At 67.9% G+C, this 22,824-nt stretch carries 21 protein-coding genes; 14 read left to right on the forward strand and 7 right to left on the reverse strand.

The features are described 5' to 3' along the window. Positions 1-58 precede the first annotated feature (58 nt). The gene (locus MF610_RS13940) at positions 59-787 is read right to left on the reverse strand and encodes a pyridoxine 5'-phosphate synthase (protein WP_242198022.1); all 729 of its coding nucleotides are present in this window, start codon (positions 785-787) and stop codon (positions 59-61) included. Beyond that, the gene (gene pyrE, locus MF610_RS13945) at positions 784-1,365 is read right to left on the reverse strand and encodes an orotate phosphoribosyltransferase (protein ID WP_242199187.1); all 582 of its coding nucleotides are present in this window, start codon (positions 1,363-1,365) and stop codon (positions 784-786) included. Before pyrE ends, MF610_RS13940 begins: the two co-directional genes overlap by 4 nt. A gap of 204 nt (positions 1,366-1,569) precedes the next feature. Here pyrE and coxB point away from each other — a divergent pair, with 204 nt between their 5' ends. The 13 genes from coxB (at position 1,570) to MF610_RS14005 (ending at position 16,611) form a co-directional block, all read left to right on the forward strand. After that, complete coding sequence (gene coxB / locus MF610_RS13950) at positions 1,570-2,766, forward strand: cytochrome c oxidase subunit II (protein ID WP_242198025.1); 1,197 nt, start codon at positions 1,570-1,572, stop codon at positions 2,764-2,766. A 1-nt stretch (position 2,767) separates the two neighbouring features. Continuing rightward, complete coding sequence (gene ctaD, locus MF610_RS13955) at positions 2,768-4,426, forward strand: cytochrome c oxidase subunit I (RefSeq protein ID WP_242198044.1); 1,659 nt, start codon at positions 2,768-2,770, stop codon at positions 4,424-4,426. Positions 4,427-5,028: 602 nt separating this feature from the next. Beyond that, positions 5,029-6,804 (forward strand): DUF1800 domain-containing protein, encoded by a 1,776-nt coding sequence (locus MF610_RS13960; protein WP_242198060.1) that lies wholly within the window; start codon positions 5,029-5,031, stop codon positions 6,802-6,804. Then, positions 6,801-8,192 carry a DUF1501 domain-containing protein gene (locus MF610_RS13965; protein ID WP_242198063.1) on the forward strand — a complete coding sequence of 464 codons (1,392 nt, stop codon included), beginning with the start codon at positions 6,801-6,803 and terminating at the stop codon, positions 8,190-8,192. Before MF610_RS13960 ends, MF610_RS13965 begins: the two co-directional genes overlap by 4 nt. A 164-nt stretch (positions 8,193-8,356) precedes the next feature. Then, the gene (locus tag MF610_RS13970) at positions 8,357-10,651 is read left to right on the forward strand and encodes a TonB-dependent receptor (RefSeq protein ID WP_242198066.1); all 2,295 of its coding nucleotides are present in this window, start codon (positions 8,357-8,359) and stop codon (positions 10,649-10,651) included. Between the two features lie 169 nt (positions 10,652-10,820). Then, on the forward strand, positions 10,821-11,720 hold the full coding sequence (locus MF610_RS13975; protein WP_242198112.1) for a heme o synthase: 900 nt from the start codon (positions 10,821-10,823) through the stop codon (positions 11,718-11,720). Then, positions 11,717-11,851, forward strand: a complete 135-nt coding sequence (locus MF610_RS19090; RefSeq protein ID WP_277924127.1) for a hypothetical protein — start codon at positions 11,717-11,719, stop codon at positions 11,849-11,851. Before MF610_RS13975 ends, MF610_RS19090 begins: the two co-directional genes overlap by 4 nt. Next, complete coding sequence (locus tag MF610_RS13980) at positions 11,848-12,381, forward strand: cytochrome c oxidase assembly protein (protein WP_339328532.1); 534 nt, start codon at positions 11,848-11,850, stop codon at positions 12,379-12,381. The genes MF610_RS19090 and MF610_RS13980 overlap by 4 nt, the downstream gene beginning before the upstream one ends. Positions 12,382-12,433: 52 nt before the next feature. After that, a complete protein-coding gene (locus MF610_RS13985; protein ID WP_242198116.1) occupies positions 12,434-13,348 on the forward strand; it encodes a cytochrome c oxidase subunit 3 in 915 nt (304 codons plus the stop codon). Continuing rightward, positions 13,348-13,731: a DUF983 domain-containing protein gene (locus tag MF610_RS13990; protein ID WP_242198120.1), complete on the forward strand. Its 384-nt coding sequence runs from the start codon at positions 13,348-13,350 to the stop codon at positions 13,729-13,731. Before MF610_RS13985 ends, MF610_RS13990 begins: the two co-directional genes overlap by 1 nt. Then, entirely contained in the window at positions 13,728-14,336 is a 609-nt protein-coding gene (locus tag MF610_RS13995) for an SURF1 family protein (RefSeq protein ID WP_242198122.1), read from the forward strand. The genes MF610_RS13990 and MF610_RS13995 overlap by 4 nt, the downstream gene beginning before the upstream one ends. A gap of 11 nt (positions 14,337-14,347) precedes the next feature. Then, a complete protein-coding gene (gene thrC / locus MF610_RS14000; RefSeq protein ID WP_242198125.1) occupies positions 14,348-15,742 on the forward strand; it encodes a threonine synthase in 1,395 nt (464 codons plus the stop codon). Then, positions 15,742-16,611 (forward strand): class I SAM-dependent methyltransferase, encoded by an 870-nt coding sequence (locus MF610_RS14005; RefSeq protein WP_242199208.1) that lies wholly within the window; start codon positions 15,742-15,744, stop codon positions 16,609-16,611. Before thrC ends, MF610_RS14005 begins: the two co-directional genes overlap by 1 nt. A gap of 136 nt (positions 16,612-16,747) precedes the next feature. On the opposite strand, the gene MF610_RS14010 is transcribed toward MF610_RS14005, so the two are convergent. Genes MF610_RS14010 through MF610_RS14020 form a run of 3 tightly spaced genes read right to left on the reverse strand, consistent with a single transcriptional unit; the run spans position 16,748 to position 18,335 of the window. Next, positions 16,748-17,383, reverse strand: coding sequence for a heme exporter protein CcmB (locus tag MF610_RS14010; protein WP_242198128.1), 636 nt, complete (start codon positions 17,381-17,383; stop codon positions 16,748-16,750). Beyond that, positions 17,380-17,943 carry a heme ABC exporter ATP-binding protein CcmA gene (gene ccmA, locus MF610_RS14015; RefSeq protein WP_242198134.1) on the reverse strand — a complete coding sequence of 188 codons (564 nt, stop codon included), beginning with the start codon at positions 17,941-17,943 and terminating at the stop codon, positions 17,380-17,382. Before ccmA ends, MF610_RS14010 begins: the two co-directional genes overlap by 4 nt. Continuing rightward, positions 17,940-18,335 carry a metallopeptidase family protein gene (locus MF610_RS14020; protein ID WP_242198137.1) on the reverse strand — a complete coding sequence of 132 codons (396 nt, stop codon included), beginning with the start codon at positions 18,333-18,335 and terminating at the stop codon, positions 17,940-17,942. The genes ccmA and MF610_RS14020 overlap by 4 nt, the downstream gene beginning before the upstream one ends. A 47-nt stretch (positions 18,336-18,382) precedes the next feature. On the opposite strand from MF610_RS14020, the gene MF610_RS14025 reads away from it, so the two are divergent. Beyond that, a complete protein-coding gene (locus MF610_RS14025; protein WP_242198156.1) occupies positions 18,383-18,670 on the forward strand; it encodes a 4a-hydroxytetrahydrobiopterin dehydratase in 288 nt (95 codons plus the stop codon). Between the two features lie 49 nt (positions 18,671-18,719). Here MF610_RS14025 and MF610_RS14030 read toward each other — a convergent pair whose 3' ends face one another. Beyond that, complete coding sequence (locus MF610_RS14030) at positions 18,720-19,484, reverse strand: SDR family oxidoreductase (RefSeq protein ID WP_242198159.1); 765 nt, start codon at positions 19,482-19,484, stop codon at positions 18,720-18,722. A 41-nt stretch (positions 19,485-19,525) separates the two neighbouring features. Further along, positions 19,526-22,666: a TRCF domain-containing protein gene (locus tag MF610_RS14035; RefSeq protein ID WP_242198197.1), complete on the reverse strand. Its 3,141-nt coding sequence runs from the start codon at positions 22,664-22,666 to the stop codon at positions 19,526-19,528. Positions 22,667-22,824 lie beyond the last annotated feature (158 nt).

Raw genomic sequence — 22,824 nt, forward strand, 5'->3', positions numbered from 1 at the left:
AGCCCCCTCCACCAGCCTGCGGCTGGTTCCCCTCCCCGTGCCGGGGAGGAATCCCCCCTCACCGTGCCGTCTCCATCAAGTCCTTCATCCGCGCGACGACCGGGCCCAGCCCGCCGAACACCGCCTCGCCGATCAGGAAATGGCCGATGTTGAGCTCGCGCACCTGCGGGATCGCCGCGATCGGCACGACATTGTCGAATGTCAGTCCGTGGCCGGCATGGACCTCTATCCCGTTCTTCGCCGCCAGCGCGGCGGCGTCGGCGATGCGGCGCAGTTCGGCGACCTGCGCCTCGCCCGCCAGTTCGGCATAGCGCCCGGTGTGCAGCTCGACGACCGGTACGCTGAGCGCGACGGCGGCGGCGATCTGTGCGGGGTCGGGTTCGATGAACAGCGACACCCGCACGCCGGCGTCGGCCAACGCCTGCACCATCGGCGCCAGCTTGTCCTGTTGCCCGGCGACGTCCAGCCCACCCTCGGTCGTGCGCTCCTCGCGCTTTTCCGGCACGATGCACGCGGCATGCGGCCGATGCTGCAGCGCGATGCCCAGCATCTCCTCGGTCGCCGCCATTTCGAGGTTGAGCGGCAGCGTCAGTTCGGTCGACAGCCGCGCGATATCGGCATCGGTGATGTGGCGGCGATCCTCGCGCAGATGGGCGGTGATGCCATCGGCGCCATGCTCGGCGGCCAGCAGCGCGGCGCGGACCGGGTCGGGATAGCCCGACCCACGCGCGTTGCGCACCGTCGCGACGTGATCGATGTTGACGCCCAGCCGCAAGGGGCCGCTCATGCCGCGCGGCTCCCCGGCTTGATCGCCGGGATCACCGCCAGTTCGGGCGGCAACGCGTCGGGATGATAGCTCGGCACGTCGAGGCGGATCAGCGGGAAGAACGGCACGCCGAGGTCGGCCGATCCGTTCGAGCGGTCGACCAGCGACGCGGCGGCCACCACCTCGCCCCCGGCCGCATCGATCGCGGCGATCGCTTCGCGCGACGACAGGCCGGTGGTCACCACGTCCTCCATCATCAGCACGCCGGTGCCGGGATCGATGCGGAAGCCGCGGCGCAGTTCGAACGTACCGGTCGGCCGTTCGAGGAACATCGCGCTCACGCCCAGCGAGCGGCCCATCTCATGCCCGACGATCACCCCGCCCATCGCCGGCGAGATCACGACGTCGATTCGCGCACGTACCTCTGCCGGCAGGCGGTTGGCGAGTTCGTCGCACAGCCGGGCGGCACGGCGCGGGTCCATCAGCACCCGGGCGCATTGCAGGTAGCGCGACGAGCGCAGGCCCGAGGACAGGATGAAATGCCCCTCCAGCAGCGCCTGCGCCTGCCGGAATTCGTCGAGGATCGCGTCGTCGTTCATCTTGCCTGCCCAGCCCGTTGCCGTCGCGCCCGCCTCTACGCCCGGCGCGGGACGGTTCGCAACCATCGCTTGAGGCGGGACGACATGCCGCGTATAGCCCGGTCAGTTAGGGTTTCCAAACGCCCGCCGCACGCGACCACGCCAGTTCAGAAGCGTACCGCGTGCCCTATAACGGGGTGACACGACACGATGCGAAGCATTGGGATGAGGATGTTGGTACTTGCGGCGGCCGCCGCACTGGCGGGTGGCGCCCATGCCGCCGCGCCGAAAGCGGTGACGCCGGGTACGGCCGAGGTGGCGACGGCGCCGCAGGCGGGCGCACCGCCCCCCGGATCGGCCGCCGCCGCTCCGACCGGACAGGCGGCACCCGCCGCGACCGCCGCAGCCCCCGCCCCGGCGGCGGTGCAGGACCCGACGCTGAACGCCGACGGATCGCCGCGGATGATCGCGACCGACCATGTCGGCCAGCCGTCCGACCGGGCGGTCGACCTGCAGCAGCAGTTCACGCCGAACGGCCGCGAGGCGAAGGCGTTTCACAACCACATCCTGATGCCGGTGATCGTCGCCATCTCGCTGCTGGTGCTGTTCCTGCTCGCCTATGTCGCGATCCGGTTCCGGGAGAAGGCGAACCCGGTCCCGTCGAAGACGTCGCACAATACGACGATCGAAATCATCTGGACCGCAGCCCCGGTGCTGATCCTCGCGCTAATCGCGGTGCCCTCGATCGGGCTGCTCGCGCGCCAGTTCAAGCCCGCGCCCGACAATGCGGTGACGCTGAAGGCGATCGGCAACCAGTGGTTCTGGTCCTACGAATATCCCGATTATGGCGGCGTGTCGGTGACTGCCAACATGCTGAAGGAAAAGAACGAGGTTTCGGCCGGACAGCGGTTCCGCACCGATGCCGACGGTCCCCGCCTGCTGGCGGTCGACAATCGCATCGTGCTGCCGGTCGGCGTGCCGATCCGCCTGATCACCACCGCGACCGACGTGATCCACAGCTGGGCGATCCCGGCGTTCTGGATCAAGCTCGACGCGGTGCCCGGACGCCTGAACGAAACCAGCTTCACCATCGAAAAGCCGGGCCTGTATTTCGGCCAGTGCAGCGAGCTGTGCGGTGCGCGCCACGCGTATATGCCGATCGCGGTCGAAGCGGTGCCGGTGGCGCAGTTCAACCAGTGGATCCGCGCCAAGGGCGGCACGCTGCCCGGCGCGGCGGAAGCCGCAGCGCCGAGCAACGCGGTGATCCCGCAGCCGGGCGCCGATACCGCCGATGCCACGTCGGAAGCGGGCAACACCGCCAGCGACGCCGGCACGCCGGTCGTCAACGCGACCGAAGCCGCCTCTCCCTCCACCCAGCGCGCCACCGGCAACGGCGGCGGCGTCGGCAATGTGGACCAGTAAGATGACCGATACCGCCCTTTCCGGCCACAATGCGTTCGACGCGCACGGGCATGGCCATGACACGCACCATCACGATGCGGACCACAAGCCGGGCTTCTTCGCCCGGTGGTTCATGTCGACCAACCACAAGGACATCGGCACGCTGTACCTGATCTTCGCGATCGTCGCGGGGATCATCGGCGGGGCGATCTCGGGGCTGATGCGCCTCGAACTGGCCGAACCGGGTATCCAGTGGCTGCCATGGCTGTCGGGCCATGAAGGCGACCAGGCGCTCCATTTCTGGAACGTGCTGATCACCGCGCACGGCCTGATCATGGTGTTCTTCATGGTCATGCCGGCGATGATCGGCGGCTTCGGCAACTGGTTCGTGCCGATCATGATCGGTGCGCCCGACATGGCCTTTCCGCGGATGAACAACATCTCGTTCTGGCTGCTGATCCCCGCCTTCTCGCTGCTGCTGGGCAGCGCGTTCTTCGGCGGTGGTGCCGGTACCGGCTGGACGGTGTACGCTCCGCTGTCGACCTATGGCGAGCCCGGCCCGTCGGTCGACATGGCGATCCTGTCGCTGCACCTCGCCGGTGCGTCGTCGATCCTGGGTGCGATCAACTTCATCACCACCATCTTCAACATGCGCGCACCGGGCATGACGCTGCACAAGATGCCGCTGTTCGTGTGGTCGGTGCTGGTCACCGCGTTCCTGCTGCTGCTGGCACTTCCGGTGCTGGCCGCGGCGATTACGATGCTGCTGACCGATCGCAAGTTCGGCACAACCTTCTTCGATCCCGCCGGCGGTGGCGATCCGGTGCTGTACCAGCATCTGTTCTGGTTCTTCGGCCACCCCGAAGTGTACATCATGATCCTGCCGGGCTTCGGCATCGTCAGCCACATCGTCGCGACGTTCAGCAAGAAGCCGGTGTTCGGCTATCTCGGCATGGCATATGCCATGGTCGCGATCGGCGCGGTCGGCTTCGTCGTGTGGGCGCACCACATGTTCACGACCGGCCTGTCGGTGAACACCAAGATGTACTTCACCGCCGCCACCATGCTGATCGCGGTGCCGACCGGCATCAAGATCTTCTCGTGGATTGCGACGATGTGGGGCGGGTCGCTGCGCTTCCCCACGCCGATGCTGTGGGCGATCGGGTTCATCTTCATGTTCACCGTCGGCGGCGTGACCGGCGTGGTGCTCGCCAATGGCGGTGTCGACGACGTGCTGCACGACACCTATTACGTCGTCGCCCACTTCCACTACGTGCTGTCGCTGGGTGCGGTGTTCGCGCTGTTCGCCGGCTTCTACTACTGGTTCCCGAAGATGTCGGGCCGGATGTACAACGAACTGCTCGGCAAGCTGCATTTCTGGGTGTTCTTCATCGGCGTGAACGTCATGTTCTTCCCGATGCACTTCCTCGGCACGCAGGGCATGCCGCGGCGCTACCCGGACTATCCGGACGCCTATGCCTTCTTCAACCACATCGCCTCGGCCGGCTATGCCATCATGGCGCTGGGCATGGTGTTCTTCTTCGTCAACGTCGTCATCTCGCTGATGGCGGGACGCAAGGCGGAGGGAAATCCGTGGGGCGAAGGCGCCACGACGCTGGAGTGGACGCTGTCCTCGCCGCCGCCGTTCCACCAGTTCGAGACGCTGCCGAAGATCGACTGATCCGGCGACGACCTTCGAAACGAACGACGCCCCGGAGCAATCCGGGGCGTTTTTCTTTTGGGGGTCGGGGAGGCGTAGGGCGGATCGACCTGCCAGCCGCCGGTCGGGTCGTTGCCCCGGACGTGATCCGGCATCCCGCTTTCCACTGCGGCGGGAAAAGAAGCGGGACCCCGGATCAAGTCCGGAGTGATGTAGAAGGCGGGCGTTCCGATCCGATACGACGGTCATGGTGTGCCGAAAGCCTCAAGGTCGATCCGGCCCGGAGTTGATGCTTCCCGGTTAAACCGGACGTCATCCCAGCGCAGGCTGGGATCTTCCGGTGAGGCACACCGCAGGAGCCGCGGGAGACCCCAGCCTTCGCTGGGGTGACGTTATATGGCGTCGGACCGTATTTGAAAGTAGATATAGACACTAACGGACACGCAACGACCTTTCCGAACTGCTTTTTACCGGTTGGTACGACTACGCAACGAATATAGATATCATGCGGAACCAAATGGTCGTCGCATCGTTTACTTCCGTTGGCCGCAATCGATTGCCGGCGTTAATTATTCCCCAACCATAAGCACGCTACCACCGGACCATAGGTCTGGGGGATTGCGATGCTGGGCGACGACGCGACCATCGACGGCGATGGTCCGGTTACGATTTCGGAAATATTGTCGATCGCCGAATTACCGGCGACGGCCGCCGCGCGACGCACCTCGATCGACCGGCGAAGCGTGATCGCCGCCGCCGCGTTGCTGGCCGCGTGCGATTCGGGTGGGTCGAGCGGCGGTGACGGCGGACTGGTATCGGTCCCTGCGCCGGCCCCGACGCCGACACCGACCCCCAGCCCATCCCCGACCACCGCTGCACTGACGGCGCAAGGGGCCAGCCGCCTGCTTGCCCAAGCGACGATGGGCGCCACCCGGTCGTCGATCGATTCGGTGCTCAACAGCGGCATCGCCGGCTGGATCGACGCGCAATTCGTCCGGCCGCGCGATACCAGCCATTGGGACTGGCTGGTGTCCAAAAGTTATAACGATGCCAGCAACTCCGCGAACATCAACGGCCAGAACGGCTACGACCCCAGCGTCTGGCGACAGGCGATCGCGGGCGGCGATCCGCTGCGCCAGCGGGTCGCGCTGGCACTGCTCGACTTCATGGTCGTCGGCATCGGCGGCATCAACCTGTCGTGGCGCGCCTTTGCGATGGCGGCGTATAACGATTTGCTGCTCGACCACGCGTTCGGAAACTATCGCGACCTGCTGGGCGCGATCACGCGCAACGCGGCGATGGGATCGTTCCTGAGCTTCATCGGCAGCCGCAAGGCCAATGCGAACGGCCAGTTGCCCGACGAGAATTACGCACGCGAGCTGATGCAGTTATTCACATTGGGCGTATATCAGCTCGAACAGGACGGGACGGTACGCACGTCGAACGGCGTTCCGCTCGAAACCTATACCCAGGACGACGTGTCGCAGCTGGCACGGGTGTTCACCGGGCTGAACCTCGCGACGAGCGACAACACCACCCCCGACCGGATGCGCCAGCCGCTGACCATCACCGCGTCGGCCAACGAGACCGGATCGGCGACCTTCCTCGGCGCGACGGTGTCGGGCGGTGGGTTCGCTGCGATCGATGCCGCGCTCGACATCCTGTTCCGCCACCCCAACGTGGCGCCGTTCGTGTCGCGCCAGCTGATCCAGCGGATGGTGACGTCCAACCCCAGCCGCGGCTATGTCGGCCGGGTCGCCGCAGTGTTCGCCAACAATGGCAGCGGCGTGCGCGGCGACATGAAGGCGGTGATCCGCGCGATCCTGCTCGATCCCGAGGCGCGCGACGATGCCGCGGCGCTCGCCAGCACCAGCGGCGGGCGGCTGCGCGATCCGGTGCAGCGCTTCACCAATTGGGCACGGGCATTCGGGGTGACATCCCCCAGCGACGCATGGGCGATCGGCGACACGACCAGCACGACGCAGCGGCTGGGCCAGTCGATCGGCCGCGCACCCAGCGTCTTCGGCTTCGTCCGGCCGGGCTATACCCCGCCGGGCACGGCAATGGCGCAGGCGGGCATGGTCGCCCCCGAATTCCAGATCGCCAGCGAACAGACCAACATCGCGTACATCAACTATATGCAGTCGGTGGTCGGCGGCGGCACCGGCGACGTGAAGGCCGATTATGCGCCGATGATGGCGCTGGCATCGGACAGCCAGAAGCTGGTCGACGAGGTCAACCTGATCCTCGCCGCCGGACAGTTGCGCGGGGCCACCGTCACCGCGATCCGCACCGCGGTCGACAGCATCCCGCTGACCGCGACCAACGCCACGCTCAACCGCACGGGGGTCGCGATCCTGCTGACCCTCGCCTCGCCCGACTATCTGGTGCTGAAATGAACGCTCCGACGATCCTGAACGACGTATCGCGCCGCGCCTTTCTTCGGCGCTCGGCGGCACTCGGCATGGCCGGCGTCGCGGCGCCCCTGGTCACCACGCTGGGCGCGATCGGCGAGGCAGCGGCGGCGACCGCCAGCGACTACAAGGCGCTGGTCTGCGTGTTCCTGAACGGCGGCAACGACCATTACAACACGCTGGTCCCGTACGACCCGACCTCGCACGCGCTGTACACCACGGCGCGCGGCAGCCTGGCGCTGACCCGCGATGCGTTGCAGGCGACGGCGCTGGTGCCGAGCGCCGATCTGGGCGGGCGGGCCTATGCCTTTGCCCCCGCCATGGCGCCGCTCAACCCGCTGTTCGATGCCGGGCGGCTGGCGGTGGCGCTGAACGTCGGCACGCTGGTCCAGCCGACGACGCGTGCGCAATATCTCAACCGTTCGGTCCGGGTGCCGCCCAAGCTGTTCAGCCACAACGACCAGCAGAGCTTTTTCCAGGCGTCGAGCCCCGAAGGCGCGCTATCGGGCTGGGGCGGGCGGATCGGCGACCTGTATCAGTCGGGTAACGGCGCGGCGACGCTGACCTGTATCAACGCGTCGGGCAACGCGGTCTTTCTGACCGGGCGGCAGGCGATCCAGTATAATGTCGGCACCGGCGGGCCGGTGGCGCTGCTGCGCGGGGGCACCTCGCTCTATGGATCGGCGACCGCGGCGGCGACGCTCGGCCGGCTGATGACCGAAACCAACCCACATATGTTCGCATCGGAATATGCGCGGGTGAACAAGCGGGCGATGGATACCCAGGCACAGCTGGCCAACGCGCTGGCCGGTGTGCCGGAAGCGGGCTTCAACCTGTTCCCGACCGGCAATGCGCTGTCGGACCAGCTGCGCATGGTCGCGCGGATGATCGCGGTGTCGGGGGAGATCGGCGCGAAGCGGCAGGTGTTCTTCGTATCGATGGGCGGGTTCGACCTGCACGACAACCTCGCCTCCACCCAGCCGGTGCTGCTGGGGCGGCTGGCCGCGGCGATGCGCGCGTTCCACGACACGACGCAGGCGCTGGGCGTGGCGGACAAGGTCACGACCTTTACCGGGTCCGATTTCGGACGGACGCTGGCGACCAACGGCAATGGCGTCGACCATGGCTGGGGATCGATGCACTTCGTCATGGGCGGCGCGGTGAAGGGCAAGCGCCTCTACGGCACCGCGCCGGCGATCGGCCACAACACCAACGACGATGTCGGACAGGGCCGGTTGATCCCGACGATGTCGGTCGACCAATATGCCTCGACGCTGGCCCGCTGGTTCGGGGTATCGGACGGCGATTTGACGACGGTGCTGCCCAATATCGGCAACTACGACCGGTCGAGCTGGTCGCAGGGTTTCGTTTGAGCGCGTTGGGCAAACGATTGTCATCGTATTGAAATAGAGTGCGCCTAGCGCGCGGGGCAGGACGGCCTGCCACACAGGGAAACAACACCGTCCGGTGGTTCGGGGGAATCGCCGGGCGGCCTTACGTGTTTGGGCAGGCGGTCGTCCGCAGGGAAGGAACCGTTATGAAGACCCGTTTGCCGCTGCTCGCCGGCGCTGCCATGATCACGCTCGCCAGCCCGGCGTTCGCCCAGACCAACGCGACGCCCGCTCCCGCCGCCGTCGAGGAAGCCGGGCTGGACGAGATCGTCGTCACCGCCGAACGCCGCGAGGAGCGGTTGCAGGACACGCCGCTGTCGGTCGGCGTCGCATCGGGCGACGACCTGCGCCAGTTCCAGTCGGGCGGCGAGGATACGCTGCTGTCGCTGTCGGGCCGCATCCCGGGCCTCTATGCCGAGACGACCACCGGCCGCATCTTCCCGCGCTTCTACATCCGGGGCCTCGGCAATATCGACTTCTATCTCGGCGCGTCGCAGCCGGTGACGGTGATCCAGGACGACGTCATCCTCGAACATGTCGTGCTGAAGTCGAACCCGGTCTATGACGTCGCACAGGTCGAAGTGCTGCGCGGGCCGCAGGGGTCGCTGTTCGGGCGCAACACGACGGCAGGCATCATCAAGTTCGACACGATCCGCCCGTCGAACACCTTTCAGAGCCGGGCGCAGGCGTCGGTCGGCACCTATAACAGCACCAGCTTCGATGCAGGCGTCGGCGGGCCGATCGCCGACGGGCTAATGGTACGCGTGTCGGCACTGGTCCAGCACCGCGACGACTGGATCGACAATACCTATGCCGGGTTCAGCGCCGACAATACCCAGACGCCCAAGAAGAACGCGATGGGCGGGTTCGACGACCGCAACCTGCGGCTACAGGTCCGTGCGCAGCCGACCGATGCGATCACCGTCGACCTGTCGGGCCATGCCCGCTGGTACGAAGGCACCTCGACCGTGTTCCACCGGGCGGCGTTGAAGCGCGGATCGAACGACGTGTCGGCCGAACCCCGCGACCGTGTGGCGCTGGACGAAGGCGGCAACAACCCGCAGGCGTACAACACCTATGGTGCGTCGGCACGGGTCGGGTTCGATTTCGGCCCGGTCCTGCTCAGCTCGATCACCGCGTACGAGACGACCAGCGGGTCGAGCCGCGGCGATACCGATGGCGGTGCTGCTGCCCTCTTCCCGGTGAACGGCGTGCCCAACGGTTTCGGTCAGAGCCGTGGCAACATCCGCGACCTCGACCAATGGTCGCAGGAAGTGCGCCTTGCCAGCACCGGCACCGGCCCGTTCGGGTTCCAGGTCGGCGGCTTCTATTTCGACAATCGCGACGTCACCGAATTCTACCAGCGCGCCTTCTTCCTGACGACCGCCGCGCGTAACCCGAACAACTGGGTACGGCTGCGCGATACGAACACGTCGTGGGCGGCGTTCGGACAGGCGCATTACGACTTCACCGACCGGCTGACGCTGACCGCCGGCGCGCGCATCACCGAGGATACCAAGCGTACCCGGCTGGTGAAGACCGCCAATACCGCGGCGAACGTCGTCACCTATCGCGGGCGCACCGACGTCAAGCTGTCGTCGACCGAGCCGAGCTGGGACGTCAGCCTGCTGTACAAGGCGAGCGACGATTTCAACCTGTATTCGCGCGTCGCGCGCGGGTTCCGCGGGCCGACGATCCAGGGGCGCTCGGCAGTGTTCAACGCCGATTTCACCACGGCGGATTCGGAAACGATCCTGTCGTTCGAAACCGGGTTCAAGAGCAGCCTGCTCGACAACACGCTGCGCCTGAACGCGACGGTGTTCGGCTACCGGGTCAAGGACATCCAGCTGAACGGCAACGATTCGTTCGGCAACGGCGTGCTGTTCAACGCCGACAAGGCGCAGGCGTACGGCGTCGAGGCCGAGCTGGACTGGAAGCCGGTGCCTCAGCTGACGCTGGGTCTGGGCGGCAGCTGGCTGCATTCGGCGATCCGCGACAAGCGGGTGTTCGCGCAGGTCTGCGCGCTGAACGGACAGGTGGTCTGCACCGTCGAGAACCCGACGATCCGCGTCGGCAGCAACGTGTTCGCGCAGATCGACGGCGAGCCGCTGCCCAATGCGCCCGAATACACCGTCGACCTGACCGCGCGCTGGGACCAGCCGCTGAACGATGGCGGCCGGGTGTTCATCGCGACCGACTGGAATCTGCAGGGCTATACCCAGTTCACGCTGTACCGGGCGCGCGAGTTCACCGCGAACGGCAACTTCGAAGGCGGGTTGAAGATCGGTTATGCCCCGCCGTCGGACGCGTGGGAGCTATCGGTGTTCGCGCGCAACATCACCAACGAAAAGAACCTGAAGGGCGTGATCGAGAACTATATGGCGGCGGTATTCAACGATCCGCGGATCGTGGGTGTGTCGTTGTCGGGTCGGTTCCGGTAACAGGTCCCTGCCCTCCCCCCGCTCGTCATTCCGGCGCAGGCCGGAATCCATGGAGGGGGGAGGGTCGCGGTTCGATCGATAGCACCCGACACAATGAATCCCGGCCTGCGCCGGGACGACGACGCGGGCAATGCTTTCCCCCGCCCCCGCAACACTCTATACAGCGGCGATGACCGCGCAGACGATTACCCTGCCCGCCGACTGGCGCGACTTCCTGGCCCTGACCAAGCCGCGGGTGATGACGCTGGTCGTCTTCACCGGGTTGTGCGGGATGCTGGCGGCACCGGTGCCGATCCATCCGGTGCTGGGCTTCACCGCCGTGCTGTGCATCGCGCTGGGCGCGGGCGCCGCGGGCGCGCTGAACCAGTGGTATGAGGCCGATCTGGACGCCAAGATGAAGCGGACGCAGGGTCGCCCGCTGCCCGCCGGTCGGATGGACCGCGAATCGGCGCTGCATTTCGGCGTCGGCCTCGCGATCTTTTCGGTCGTGCTGATGGGCCTGGCGGTGAACATCGCCGCCGCCGCGATCCTGACCGTATCGATCCTGTTCTACGTGCTGGTCTACACCGTGTGGCTGAAGCGCCGCACGCCGCAGAACATCGTCATTGGCGGCGCGGCCGGGGCATTTCCGCCGCTGATCGGCTGGGCGGCGGCGACGGGCGATATCGCGCTGCTGCCGTTCCTGTTGTTCAGCCTCGTGTTCCTGTGGACCCCGCCGCATTTCTGGGCGCTCGCGCTGTTCGTGAAGACCGATTACGCCAATGCCGGCGTGCCGATGCTGCCGGTGGTCGCGGGCGAGCGGGTGACGCGGACGCAGATCGGGCTGTACACGATCCCGATGGCGGCGGTCGCGGTGGCGCCGTGGCCGCTGGGGCTGACGGGCCCGATCTACGGCATCGTCGCCTGCCTGCTGACCGCGACGTTCGGCGTGCTGGCGGTGCAGGTCGCGACGCGCACGACGGCGCAAGACGACAAGATGAAGCCCGAAAAGCGGCTGTTCGCCTTTTCGATCCTGTATCTCTTTGCGATGTTCGGCGCGCTGGTCGTCGACCGGTGGGTGACCCTATGAGCGAGCATGACGACCGTATCCGCGCGCGGCAGCGCGAGCGTGCGAAGGTGATGGCGTGGCTGCTCGGCGCGTTCGTGGTGCTGATGTTCGCGATCACCATCGTCAAGATTCGGGCGGGCATGGGCGCGTGACCCGCAACCTGCGCACCGCGTTGCTGTCCGCCGCTGCCGTGGTCGGCATGACCGGGGTCGGCTTCGCGAGCGTGCCGCTGTACCGCATGTTCTGCCAGGTGACCGGCTTCAACGGCACGACCCAGCGGGGGCAAGAGGCGCCGGGCGGGATCGGCGACAAAGTCGTGGTGCGTTTCGACGCCAATACCAACCCGGCGCTGGGATGGGAGTTCAAGCCCGAACGCGCATCGGAAACCGTCGATATCGGCGCGCGCGACATGGCGTTCTTCACCGCGAAAAACGTGTCGGGACGGCCGGTCACCGGCACCGCCACCTTCAACGTGACGCCATCCCAAGCCGGCAAATATTTCACCAAGATCCAGTGCTTCTGCTTCACCGAACAGACGCTGCAGCCCGGCGAAAAGGTGCGGATGCCGGTCATCTTCTTCGTCGATCCCAAGATCCACGACGATCCCGACGCGAAGGACATTCGCGCGATCACGCTGTCCTACACATTTTACCCGGTGGATTCGGGCGCGACGAAGAGCTAGGGTCGCAGCCATTCACGCGCCGGTACAGGCGCGACAGCGTTAGGGACGGATGATGGCAGGCGCGAAGAACCACGATTTTCACATCCTTCCCCCGAGCATCTGGCCGCTGGCCAGCTCGCTGGCCGCGTTCGCGCTGGCAGCGGGCGGCGTCATGTGGATGAACGAGGCGGCGCTGGGCGGGCTGGTGTTCGGCGCGGGGCTGATCGCCACGCTCGCCTGCATGGGCTTCTGGTGGGCCGACGTCATCCGCGAGGCGAAGGCGGGCGACCATACGCCGGTGGTGCAGCTGCACCTGCGCTATGGCATGATCCTGTTCATCGCGTCCGAAGTGATGTTCTTCGTCGGCTGGTTCTGGTCGTGGTTCGACTTCTCGCTGTTCCCCGCGGCGGTGCAATGGAGCCATGACGGCGGCACGTCGCTGATCGAGGCGGGCGATACCGCCGTCACCGCGCAGTGGCCGCCGGCCGGCCTCGAAGTGCTCAATGCCTTCGAACTGCCGCTGCTCAACACCTTCATCCTGTTGCTGTCGGGCACCACCGTGACGTGGGCGCACCATGCGCTGATCCATAACCAGCGCGGCGGGGCGTTGAAGGGCCTTTGGGGCGCGATCGGCGTGGGCGAGAATGACGGCGTCAAGAAGGGGCTGTGGCTGACCGTCCTGCTCGGCGCGCTGTTCTCGTGCATCCAGGCGTATGAATACATTCACGCGCCGATGCCGTTCAAGGGACTGAACTATGGCGCCGCCTTCTACATGGCGACCGGGTTCCACGGCTTCCACGTGCTGGTCGGCACCATCTTCCTCGCGGTCAACCTGATCCGCGCGTACAAGGGCGACTTCACGCCCAAGCAGCATTTCGGCTTCGAAGCAGCGGCGTGGTACTGGCACTTCGTCGACGTGGTATGGTTGTTCCTGTTCGTCGTCATCTATGTGTGGGGCGGCTGGGGCGCGCCGATCCATGGTGGCTGATGCCTGACCAGACGGGCGCGGGCGGGCCTGCGCCTTTCGATTGCGGCGTACGCGGCCTGTGTCCGCGCTGCGGGGCCACGACCTTGTTTCGTGGCCCCGTTGCCTTTGCCGACCGGTGCAGCGCCTGCACCCTCGATTTCGCTGCGTTCAATGTCGGCGATGGCCCGGCGGCGTTCCTGACGCTGATCCTCGGCGGGATCGTCACCGTGCTTGCCATCTGGCTCGACCTGAAGGTCGGACCGCCATGGTGGGTCCATGTCGTGCTGTGGGTGCCGCTGACCATCGGCGGCGTGGTCGGATCGCTGCGGGTCGCCAAGGGCATGTTGCTGGCGCTCGAATATCGCAACGCCGCACGCGAAGGCACCATCGACCCCCGCCCATGAAGCGCCTGCCCGTTCTCCCGACGCTGATCGTCCTGATCGCCGTCGCCGCGATGGTGGCGCTCGGTCTGTGGCAGTTGCAGCGCCGTGCCGAGAAGGCGGTGCTGATCGCGCATGCGGTCGCCAATCTCGACCGCCCGGCCCAGCCGCTGCCGGCGCGGATCACCGACGACCTGCTGTTCGCGCGAGTGACGGCGGAGTGCGCACGGGTCGTCGACTGGACGATGGGTGCCGGCCGGACCACCGAAGGCACTTCGGGCTATCGTCACATCGCTACCTGCGTGTCGCCCACCGGCCAGCGGTTCCAGGTCGATATGGGCGTGGCGAGCGATCCCAAGCTGCGCCCGGTCTGGGCCGGCGGCGCGGTAGCGGGCACGCTCAGCCATGCGCCGGGCGGGCCGACGCTGCTCGACCGGTTGCGCGGCCACGCCCCGCCGCCCGCGCCGATGATCGTGTCGGATCGCGCCGCGCCCGGTCTCGCCGCCAGCCGCCGGCCCGATCCGGCCAGCCTGCCCGACAACCACATGGCCTATGCGATCCAGTGGTTCGCCTTCGCCTTGGCGGCGGTCATCATATACTTGCTGGCACTTCGTCGCCGCAGCCGCTAACCGCAGCCCCCATGCGGTATGTCAGCACCCGGGGCGACGCGCCCACCCTCGACTTCGCCGGCGCGACGCTGGCCGGATTGGCCCGTGACGGCGGGCTGTATCTGCCCGATGCATGGCCGACGCTGACGCGTGACGAAATCGCCGGACTGGCGGGCCTCAGCTATGCCGAGACGGCGGTGCGGGTGATGCTGCCCTTCGTCGGCGATAGCTTGCGCGAGGCCGAACTGCGCGCATTGTGCGAGACCGCCTATGGCCGGTTCACCCACGCCGCGGTGACGCCGCTGGTGCAGATCGACCACGACCAGTGGCTGCTCGAACTGTTCCACGGGCCGACGCTCGCCTTTAAAGACGTCGCGCTGCAACTGCTGGGACTGCTGTTCGAGAAGTTTCTGACCGGCACGACGCAGCGGCTGACGATCGTCGGCGCGACCAGCGGCGATACCGGGTCGGCGGCGATCGACGCGGTGGCGGGACGCGAGCATATCGACATCTTCATGCTCCACCCGGCGGGCCGCGTGTCCGACGTGCAGCGGCGGCAGATGACCACGGTGCTGTCGCCCAACGTCCACAACATCGCGATCGAAGGGGATTTCGACACGGCGCAGGCGCTGGTGAAGGCGATGTTCAACGACCCTGCCTTCTCCGGACGGTTCCGGCTGTCGGCGGTGAATTCGATCAACTGGGCGCGGCTGATGGCGCAGGTGGTCTATTATTTCTACGCCGCGGTGCGGCTGGGCGGGCCGGATAAGGCAATCGCCTTCTCGGTGCCGACCGGCAATTTCGGCGACGTGTTCGCCGGGTACGTCGCGGCGCAGATGGGGTTGCCGATCGCGAAGCTGATCGTCGCGACCAACGTCAACGACATCCTCCACCGCGCACTGACCAATGGCGATTATTCGAGCGCGACGGTGACGCCGACCGCGACGCCGTCGATGGATATCCAGGTCAGCTCGAACTTCGAACGGCTGCTCTACGATCTGGGCGGGCGCGACGGGGTGGCGCTGGGCGAGCAGATGCGCGGGTTCGAGGGGCGCCGCGCGATGCGGCTGACCAATGCGCAGAGCCAAGGCGCGGCATCACTGTTCCACAGCGCGCGGGTCGATGGCGACCGCATGGCGCAGGCGATGCGCTGGGCGTGCGACAACGCCGCGCAGACGATCGATCCGCATACCGCGATCGCGCTGGCCGCCGCGCTCGACAGCGGGATCGACGCGCCGATGGTCACGCTGGCGACGGCGCATCCGGCGAAATTTCCCGACGCAGTCGAACGCGCGATCGGCACTCGCGCGTCGCTGCCGCCCCGCGTTGGCGACCTGTTCGATCGCGAGGAACGCTATGTCACGCTGCCCGCGACGTTCGAGGCGGTGACGGCATGGATCGCCGAACGCGCGAGCCCCCGCGCCTGATGGACCCGATCGCACTCATCGGCGAACCGTGGGACGATTACGGGCTGATCGATTGCGGCCATGGCCGCAAGCTCGAACGCTATGGTCCGTACCGCTTCATCCGCCCCGAACCGCAGGCGATGTGGGCGCCGGCATTGGCCGAGTGGGACGCGCATGGCGAGTTCGTGCCGGGATCGGACGAGGATGGCGGCGGGCGCTGGCAGTTCTTCAAGCAGCCCCCGCGCGACTGGCCGCTGACATGGCGCGAGGTGCGGTTTTCGGCGAGCAACACGCCGTTCCGGCATTTGGGGTTCTTTCCCGACATGGCGCCGGTGTGGGACTGGATGCGTGGGCGGCTGGACGGGGCGAGCGATCCCGAATGCCTGAACCTGTTCGGCTATACCGGCGTCGGATCGCTGGCGCTGGCGGCGGCGGGCGCGCGGGTGGTGCATGTCGATGCGTCGAAGAAATCGGTCGAGCAGGCGCGAAGCAATGCCGCGCTGTCGGACATGACCGACAAGCCGGTGCGCTGGCTGGTCGAGGATGCCGCGAAGTTCGTCGCGCGCGAGGTGCGGCGCGGGCGGCGTTATGACGGTATCATTCTCGATCCGCCCAAATGGGGGCGTGGGCCGAATGGCGAGGTGTGGAAGCTCGAAGAGCATCTGCCCGCGATGATCGCCGATTGCCGGCAGTTGCTCGACAGCGAGTCGCGATTCCTGTTCCTGACGGTGTATGCGGTGCGGATGTCGGCGCTGGCGATCGGCGAATTGCTGCGCCAGTCGCTGGGCGATCTGGGCGGGACGGTCGAGTGCGGCGAGCTGGGCGTGCGCGAGGAAACGCGCGGGTTGACGTTGCCGACGGCGATTTTCGCGCGGTGGCGTAGGGACTAAATCCTCCCCGCTCCGCGGGGAGGGGGACCGCTCGCGCAAGCGAGTGGTGGAGGGGTAACGCCGCAAACGCAGCGCCTGCGGCGTCGCCCCTCCACCAGCCTGCGGCTGGTCCCCCTCCCCATGGTATGGGGAGGATTTAAGTGCGTGCGATCCGTAGCGCTGCGCCTGCCACGATTGGCCCGCCGACGCAGAGCAACAGGCTGGTCGCGGCGAGCAGTTTGAGCGCCCCTGCCCCGCCCTCGATCCCGCCAGCACCGAAGATCACCAGCGGCAGCGCCAGTGGCAACATCACCAGCCCCGCAACCGCACCGCCGCCTCGCAGCCCGGCGACCAGTGCCGCCGTCGCCACACCGAGTGCCGCCAGCCCCGGCGTGCCGAGCAGCAGCCCGACCTCCAGCGCGATCAGCGTCGTGCCGTCGATCCCGAGCAGCGCTGCCGACAGTGCGGCCGCCAGCATCACCGCAGGCGCGAAGCCCAGCCAGTGGCCGATCGTCTTGGCCACGGCGATGCTGGTTTCGCTCCACCCGCGCACCACCAGCTGATCGACCACCCCGGTATCGACATCGTGCGCGACCAGCCGCTCGATCGGCAGCAGCGCCGCCAGTAGCGCCGCTGCCCATGCCACCCCGCCGCCGATCCGCGCCAGCAACGCCGCATCGGGCCCGATGGCGAACGGAAACAGCGTCGCGACCAGCAGGAAAAACGCGACCGGCAACAACAACCCGCCGCCGCTCCACGCGATGCGCAACTCGCGGGCGATCAGCGCGATCACAGCGCCAGCACCTGCGCATCGGGCAGTGCTACGGCCACATGGCTGGCGACCAGCACCGCGCCGCCGCCTGCGCGATGCGCTGCGATCGCCGCTTCCAGTAGGTCGAGCGACGCGGTGTCAAGCCCGTTGGCCGGTTCGTCGAGCAGCCACAACGGTGCGCCCGACGCGACGACCCGGGCGATTGCCGCGCGGCGCTTCTGTCCGGTCGACAGCATCCGCACGGGTACATCGGCCAATGGATCGATCCCCATCGCCGCCATCGCGCTCGGCAACCGGTCGCGCGTCCCGTCCAGCCGCGCCCAGAAACCGAGCGCCTGTGCCAGCGGCAATTGCGCATCGAGCGCCGCGGCTTCGGCCAACATCGACACCGCCCCGCCGCGTGCGACGCTACCCGCGGCGGGGGGCAGCAGCCCGGCGGCGATGCGGACCAGCGTCGATTTGCCGACCCCGTTCGGCCCCTGTACCCACAACGCCCCGCCCGGCCCGAGCGCGAACGACAGGCCGGCGAACAACACCCGCCCGCCGCGCGCGCCCGTCACCTCGGTAAAGGTCAGCGTCAATCGGCGTCTTCCAGCGCATGCATGTCGTCGTCGGACAGGCCGAAATGATGGCCGACCTCATGCACCACGACATGGCGGATCAGGTCGCCGAGATCGACGCCGGTCTCGCACCATTCGGCCAGCAGCGGCTGGCGGTACAGGTGGATGCGGTCGGGCAGGCGCATGCCGTCGAACGCCGATTTATCGCCAACCGGGCTGCCATGATACAGGCCGGTCAGCTCATACGGCTCCATCTCCATCGCCGCCAGCATCTCGTCATCGGCGAACTCCTCGACCAGCAGCACGATGTCGGACAGGTGGCCGGCAAAGGGTTCGGGAATCCGCGCCAGCGCGGCACGCGCCAACGCTTCCATCTCGGCGGCGCTGGGGGCGGTTCGCGCTTGATCGGACATAGGGGAAGCAATAGGCGCTGGGACCACGAAGATACAAGGGAGGGTCTATGGAACCGCTGAGCCAAGCCGAACGCGCCGATGCGCTCGACGGGTTGCCCGACTGGGACCATGATGCCGCGCGCGATGCGATCGTCCGCAGCTTCACCTTCGACAATTTCAGCCAGGCATTCGCGTTCATGACGCAGGTGGCGCTGCTGGCCGAAAAGGCCGACCATCACCCCGAATGGTCGAACGTCTACAACCGGGTCGACGTGCTGCTGACGACGCACGATGCGGGCGGGCTGTCGGACCGCGATATCGACATGGCGCAGGCGATCGACGCGCTGGTCGAGTAAGCGAATTTCGTCATCCCCGCGCAGGCGGGAAGGACGACAGGGTGCCGCGTTACCGCCGCCGCATCTGCTGGCGCAATTTCCCCGGCATCCAGCGCGCGGCGAAGCGCATGCGCTTGGCGGTCGGGCCGACGGGCGTGTGGACCGCGTCCCCGTACACCGCGTCCCATGCCGCCTGCGCGACGACGTCGACCGGCGTGAACTCGAGACCCGCGGCGCGGACCTGCTGGCGGACATTGTAATTGGTGCCCGCCAACGTCGCGTCGAGCAGCGGCGTGTCGATGAACCCGGGCATCAGCGACCGTACGCGGATACCGTCGGCCGCCCATTCGCCGTCGAGCGCCTCGGTCAGCCCCCGCACCCCGAACTTCGTCGCCGAATAGACCGCCGCGCCGGCGGTGCCGTAGATGCCCGCCGCCGAGGCGGTGTTGAGCAGGCAGCCGCCGCTGGCCTTCAGATACGGATGCGCCGCCTGCGCGCCGTGCACCACGCCGGTCAGGTTGATGGCGATGGTCCGCTCGATCGACGCGGGCGTCATCTCGGCAAAGACGCCGCCCGCGGCGATGCCGGCATTGTTGAACAGGACGTCGATCCCGCCGCCTGCGGCAAACTCCGCCAGTGCGGCATCCCAACCGGCGCGATCGGTCACGTCGAACACGAACGTCGCCGTACCGTCCGGCAGCAGCGCTGCGGTTTCGGCAAGGCCGGCGGCGTTCACGTCGCCCAGTCCGATCCGCCAGCCACGACTTGCGAACAACTGTGCCACGGCGCGTCCAATGCCCGAGCCGCCGCCGGTGATGAAGATGGAGTGCGTCATCCGCGCATCATTGGACAGCGCGCATCGCAGCGCCAGCAGATTTACGCCGCCACCGCCTCCAGCACCTCGCCGACCTTGGTCAGTCGCTCGCCAGGATCGTCGATCCGCGCGGGCATGATCCAGCGGCCGTTCTTCTCGGTCAGGCCCTTGGGTGCGGCGCCCTTGTGCTGCGGGGTCAGCGCGATCGCGGCGGGACCGGCATCGACCTTCGCCACGCCCGCTCCGCGCGCCAGCAGCCGGACGCGGGCCAGCTCGATCAGCAGCCGCGCCGGTTCGGGCAGCGCGCCGAAACGGTCCTCCAGCTCCTCCTCGAACCGGTCCAGTGCGCCTTCGTCCTCGATCCGGGCGAGGCGACCGTAGAGCATCAGGCGTACTTCCGCCTCCGGAATCCACGTTTCGGGCAGGCGGCCGGCGATGCCAAGATGCAGTTCGGGGACGATGCGGTCGACGCTCTCGCCGCGCGCCGCGCGGAGTGCCCGGCCGAGCAGATACTGGTAGAGGTCGATGCCGATCAGCTTCATGTGCCCGGCCTGCGCCTCACCGACGAGGTCGCCCGCCCCGCGCAGGTCGAGGTCGCGCGCGCTGATCGCGAACCCCGCGCCCAGCCGGTCGAACGCCTGCAACGTGCGCAAGCGCTTCAATGTCGCATTAGCGATCGTGTGGTCGGGATCGGTCATCAGCAACACCTGCCCGCGCCGCCCGCCGCGCCCGACCCGGCCGCGCAATTGGTGCAGCTGCGACAGGCCGAAACGGTCGGCATGGTGGACGATCATCGTGTTGGCGCGCGGTACGTCCAGCCCGGCCTCGATGATGTTGGTCGCCAGCAGCACGTCGCCGTCGCCCTCCGCGAAGCCGACCATCGCCGCATCGATCTCGGCCGCGGGCATCTTGCCATGCGCGACGATCAGGTCGAGTGCGGGCGCGAGCTTGCGCAACCGCGCCTCCAGCGGGGCGATATCCTCGATCCGCGGCACGACGACGAAGCTCTGCCCGCCACGGCTGCGTTCGCGCAGCAGCGCGGTGCGCACCGTCACCTCGTCGAAATCGGCGACGGCGGTGCGGATCGGCTGGCGGAGCGCAGGCGGGGTGGCGAGGACCGACAGCTGCTGCAGCCCGATCAGCGCGCTTTGCAGCGTGCGCGGGATGGGCGTCGCCGACAGCGTCATGACATGGTCGGCCAGGTCGCGCAGGCGCGCCTTGTCCTTCGCGCCGAAACGCTGTTCCTCGTCGATCACCACCAGCGCGAGGTCGTGGTACGCGACGCCCGTGCCCGCCAGCGCCTGCGTACCGACGACCACGCCGATCGATCCGTCGGCAAGGCCGGCCTTCACCCGCTTCTTTTCCGCCGCGTCGGACAGGCGCGACAGGCCGGCGACCTCGATCCCGGTGCCCTCGAAGCGACGGCGGAAGGTTTCGACATGCTGACGGACCAGCACCGTCGTCGGCGCGGCGATCGCGACCTGCCGGCCGGCCAGTGCGACGATCGCGGCGGCGCGCAACGCAACCTCGGTCTTGCCATAGCCGACATCGCCGATCACCAGCCGGTCCATCGGCTTGCCCGCTGCCAGATCGTCGTGCGCGGCAGCGATCGCCCGCGCCTGATCGGGGGTTTCGGTGAAGGGAAAACCCGCGGCGAAGCGTTCATAGGCGGCGATATCGGACTCGACGGCCTCGACCCGCACTTCGTCGCGTTTCGCAGCGATCGCGGCCAGTTCGCGCGCACTCTCGGCGATCGCGGTATCGATCGCGCCGCGCCGCTTCTGCCAGCTCGCCCCGTCCAGCGCGTCGAGCGTCACCGCATCGGCGTCGGCGCCATAGCGCCAGATGCGATCGGCCTCCATCACCGGCACCAGCCGCCGCGCGCCCTTGGCATAGTCCAGCACGATCGCGTCGCCGGCGTCGCCCGGCAGCGTCTCCAGCCCGGCGATGCAGCCGATGCCGAAATCCTCATGCACGATCACGTCGCCGATGCGCAGTTCGCCTGCTTCGGCGAACATCGGATTGGCGCTGGCCGCTGCCAGTTCGTCGCCGCGGGCGCGCCCGCCGAGCAGGTCGCCGCCCGCGACCACGGTGACGCCATCGGCCACGAACCCGCGATCGAGCGGCGCGACCAGCAGCATCGCGCTGCCCGGGGCGGCGGCGACCGCTTCGTCCCAAGTCGCGATCGTCAACGGTTCGGTGCGACCGAGCGTCGCCAGCTTCTTGCGCAGGAACCGCAGGTCGCGCGGACTGCCCGCCAGCACCAGCCGCCCGCCGTCCAGTACCTCGCGCGCGAACTTGCCGAACGCACGCGCCGGTGCGCGCTCCGTCACGAAGCGCGGCGGTTCGGCGGCATCGGTCAAGGCGATAGCTTCGCGTTTGTCGAGCAGCGCATCCCATGCATCACCGTCGATCAGCGCGGCGGCATCGCGGCGACGGCGGCGGGTGGCGTCCTGCGCCAGATCGAGGAAGCGCGCGCGCCGTCCGGCGGCGTCACCATCCATCGCCGCCGCGGCACCGGGCACATGGTCGAGCAGCGCGACACCGTCGGTCGCAGCCGGTTCGGCCGCGCGGCCGATGGTCACGTCGTCCAGATCGGCATCACCGCGCTGGGTGACCGGATCGTAGCGACGGATCGTGGTGATGCTGCCATCCTCCACCGCGATGCGGATCGGTCCCATTGCATCGGCGGGAAAAATGTCGATCACGCCGCCGCGCACCGCGACCTCGCCCGGTTCGTCGACCCGGTCGTCGATGACATAGCCAAGCTCCACCGCCCGCGCGGCAAAGCCGGTCAGGTCGATCGCATCGCCGGGACGCAGCACCGGCGGCGCGGCGTCGAAATCGCCCGGCGCGGCGATGCGCAGCGCGGTCGCCTCCGGCGTGGTGATGCACGCGAAGCGACGCCCGTCCGCAGCGGCGATCCGCAACCGGCGCAGCGCCGCGACCCGCGCGCCGGCGTTGCCGGGAGAGGCCGGCGCATCGTCACCGGGCAGCGCGTCGCTGGCGGGCAGATGGACAACCTCCGCATCGGGGACGAATGCGGCAAGCAGGTCGGCGATCGCCGCGGCGCGCACCTCGTCCGACGCGATGAACAGCAGCGATCGTTCCGCCACGGCACGGGCCAGCTGGGCGGCGACGGGGCCGGTTGCGGTCCGCCGTCCCACTTGCGCAGATCGGTCGGGGGCGGTGGCATTCGACATGGCGGAATTCCCGGCAAGGCCCTGAAACAAGGTCCATAGAAACATCCAACGAAGCGTCGCACCCGGACGTTCCTGCCATATCGACGAACGGCAAATCTCCTGTCGTCGCTCCCCCCGCGCTGCTATGACGGACACGACCCGCCGGCCACCGGCGCCAT

It is taken from the genome of Sphingomonas hankookensis (assembly GCF_022664465.1).
In the GTDB taxonomy this organism is placed as follows: Bacteria; Pseudomonadota; Alphaproteobacteria; order Sphingomonadales; family Sphingomonadaceae; genus Sphingomonas; species Sphingomonas hankookensis.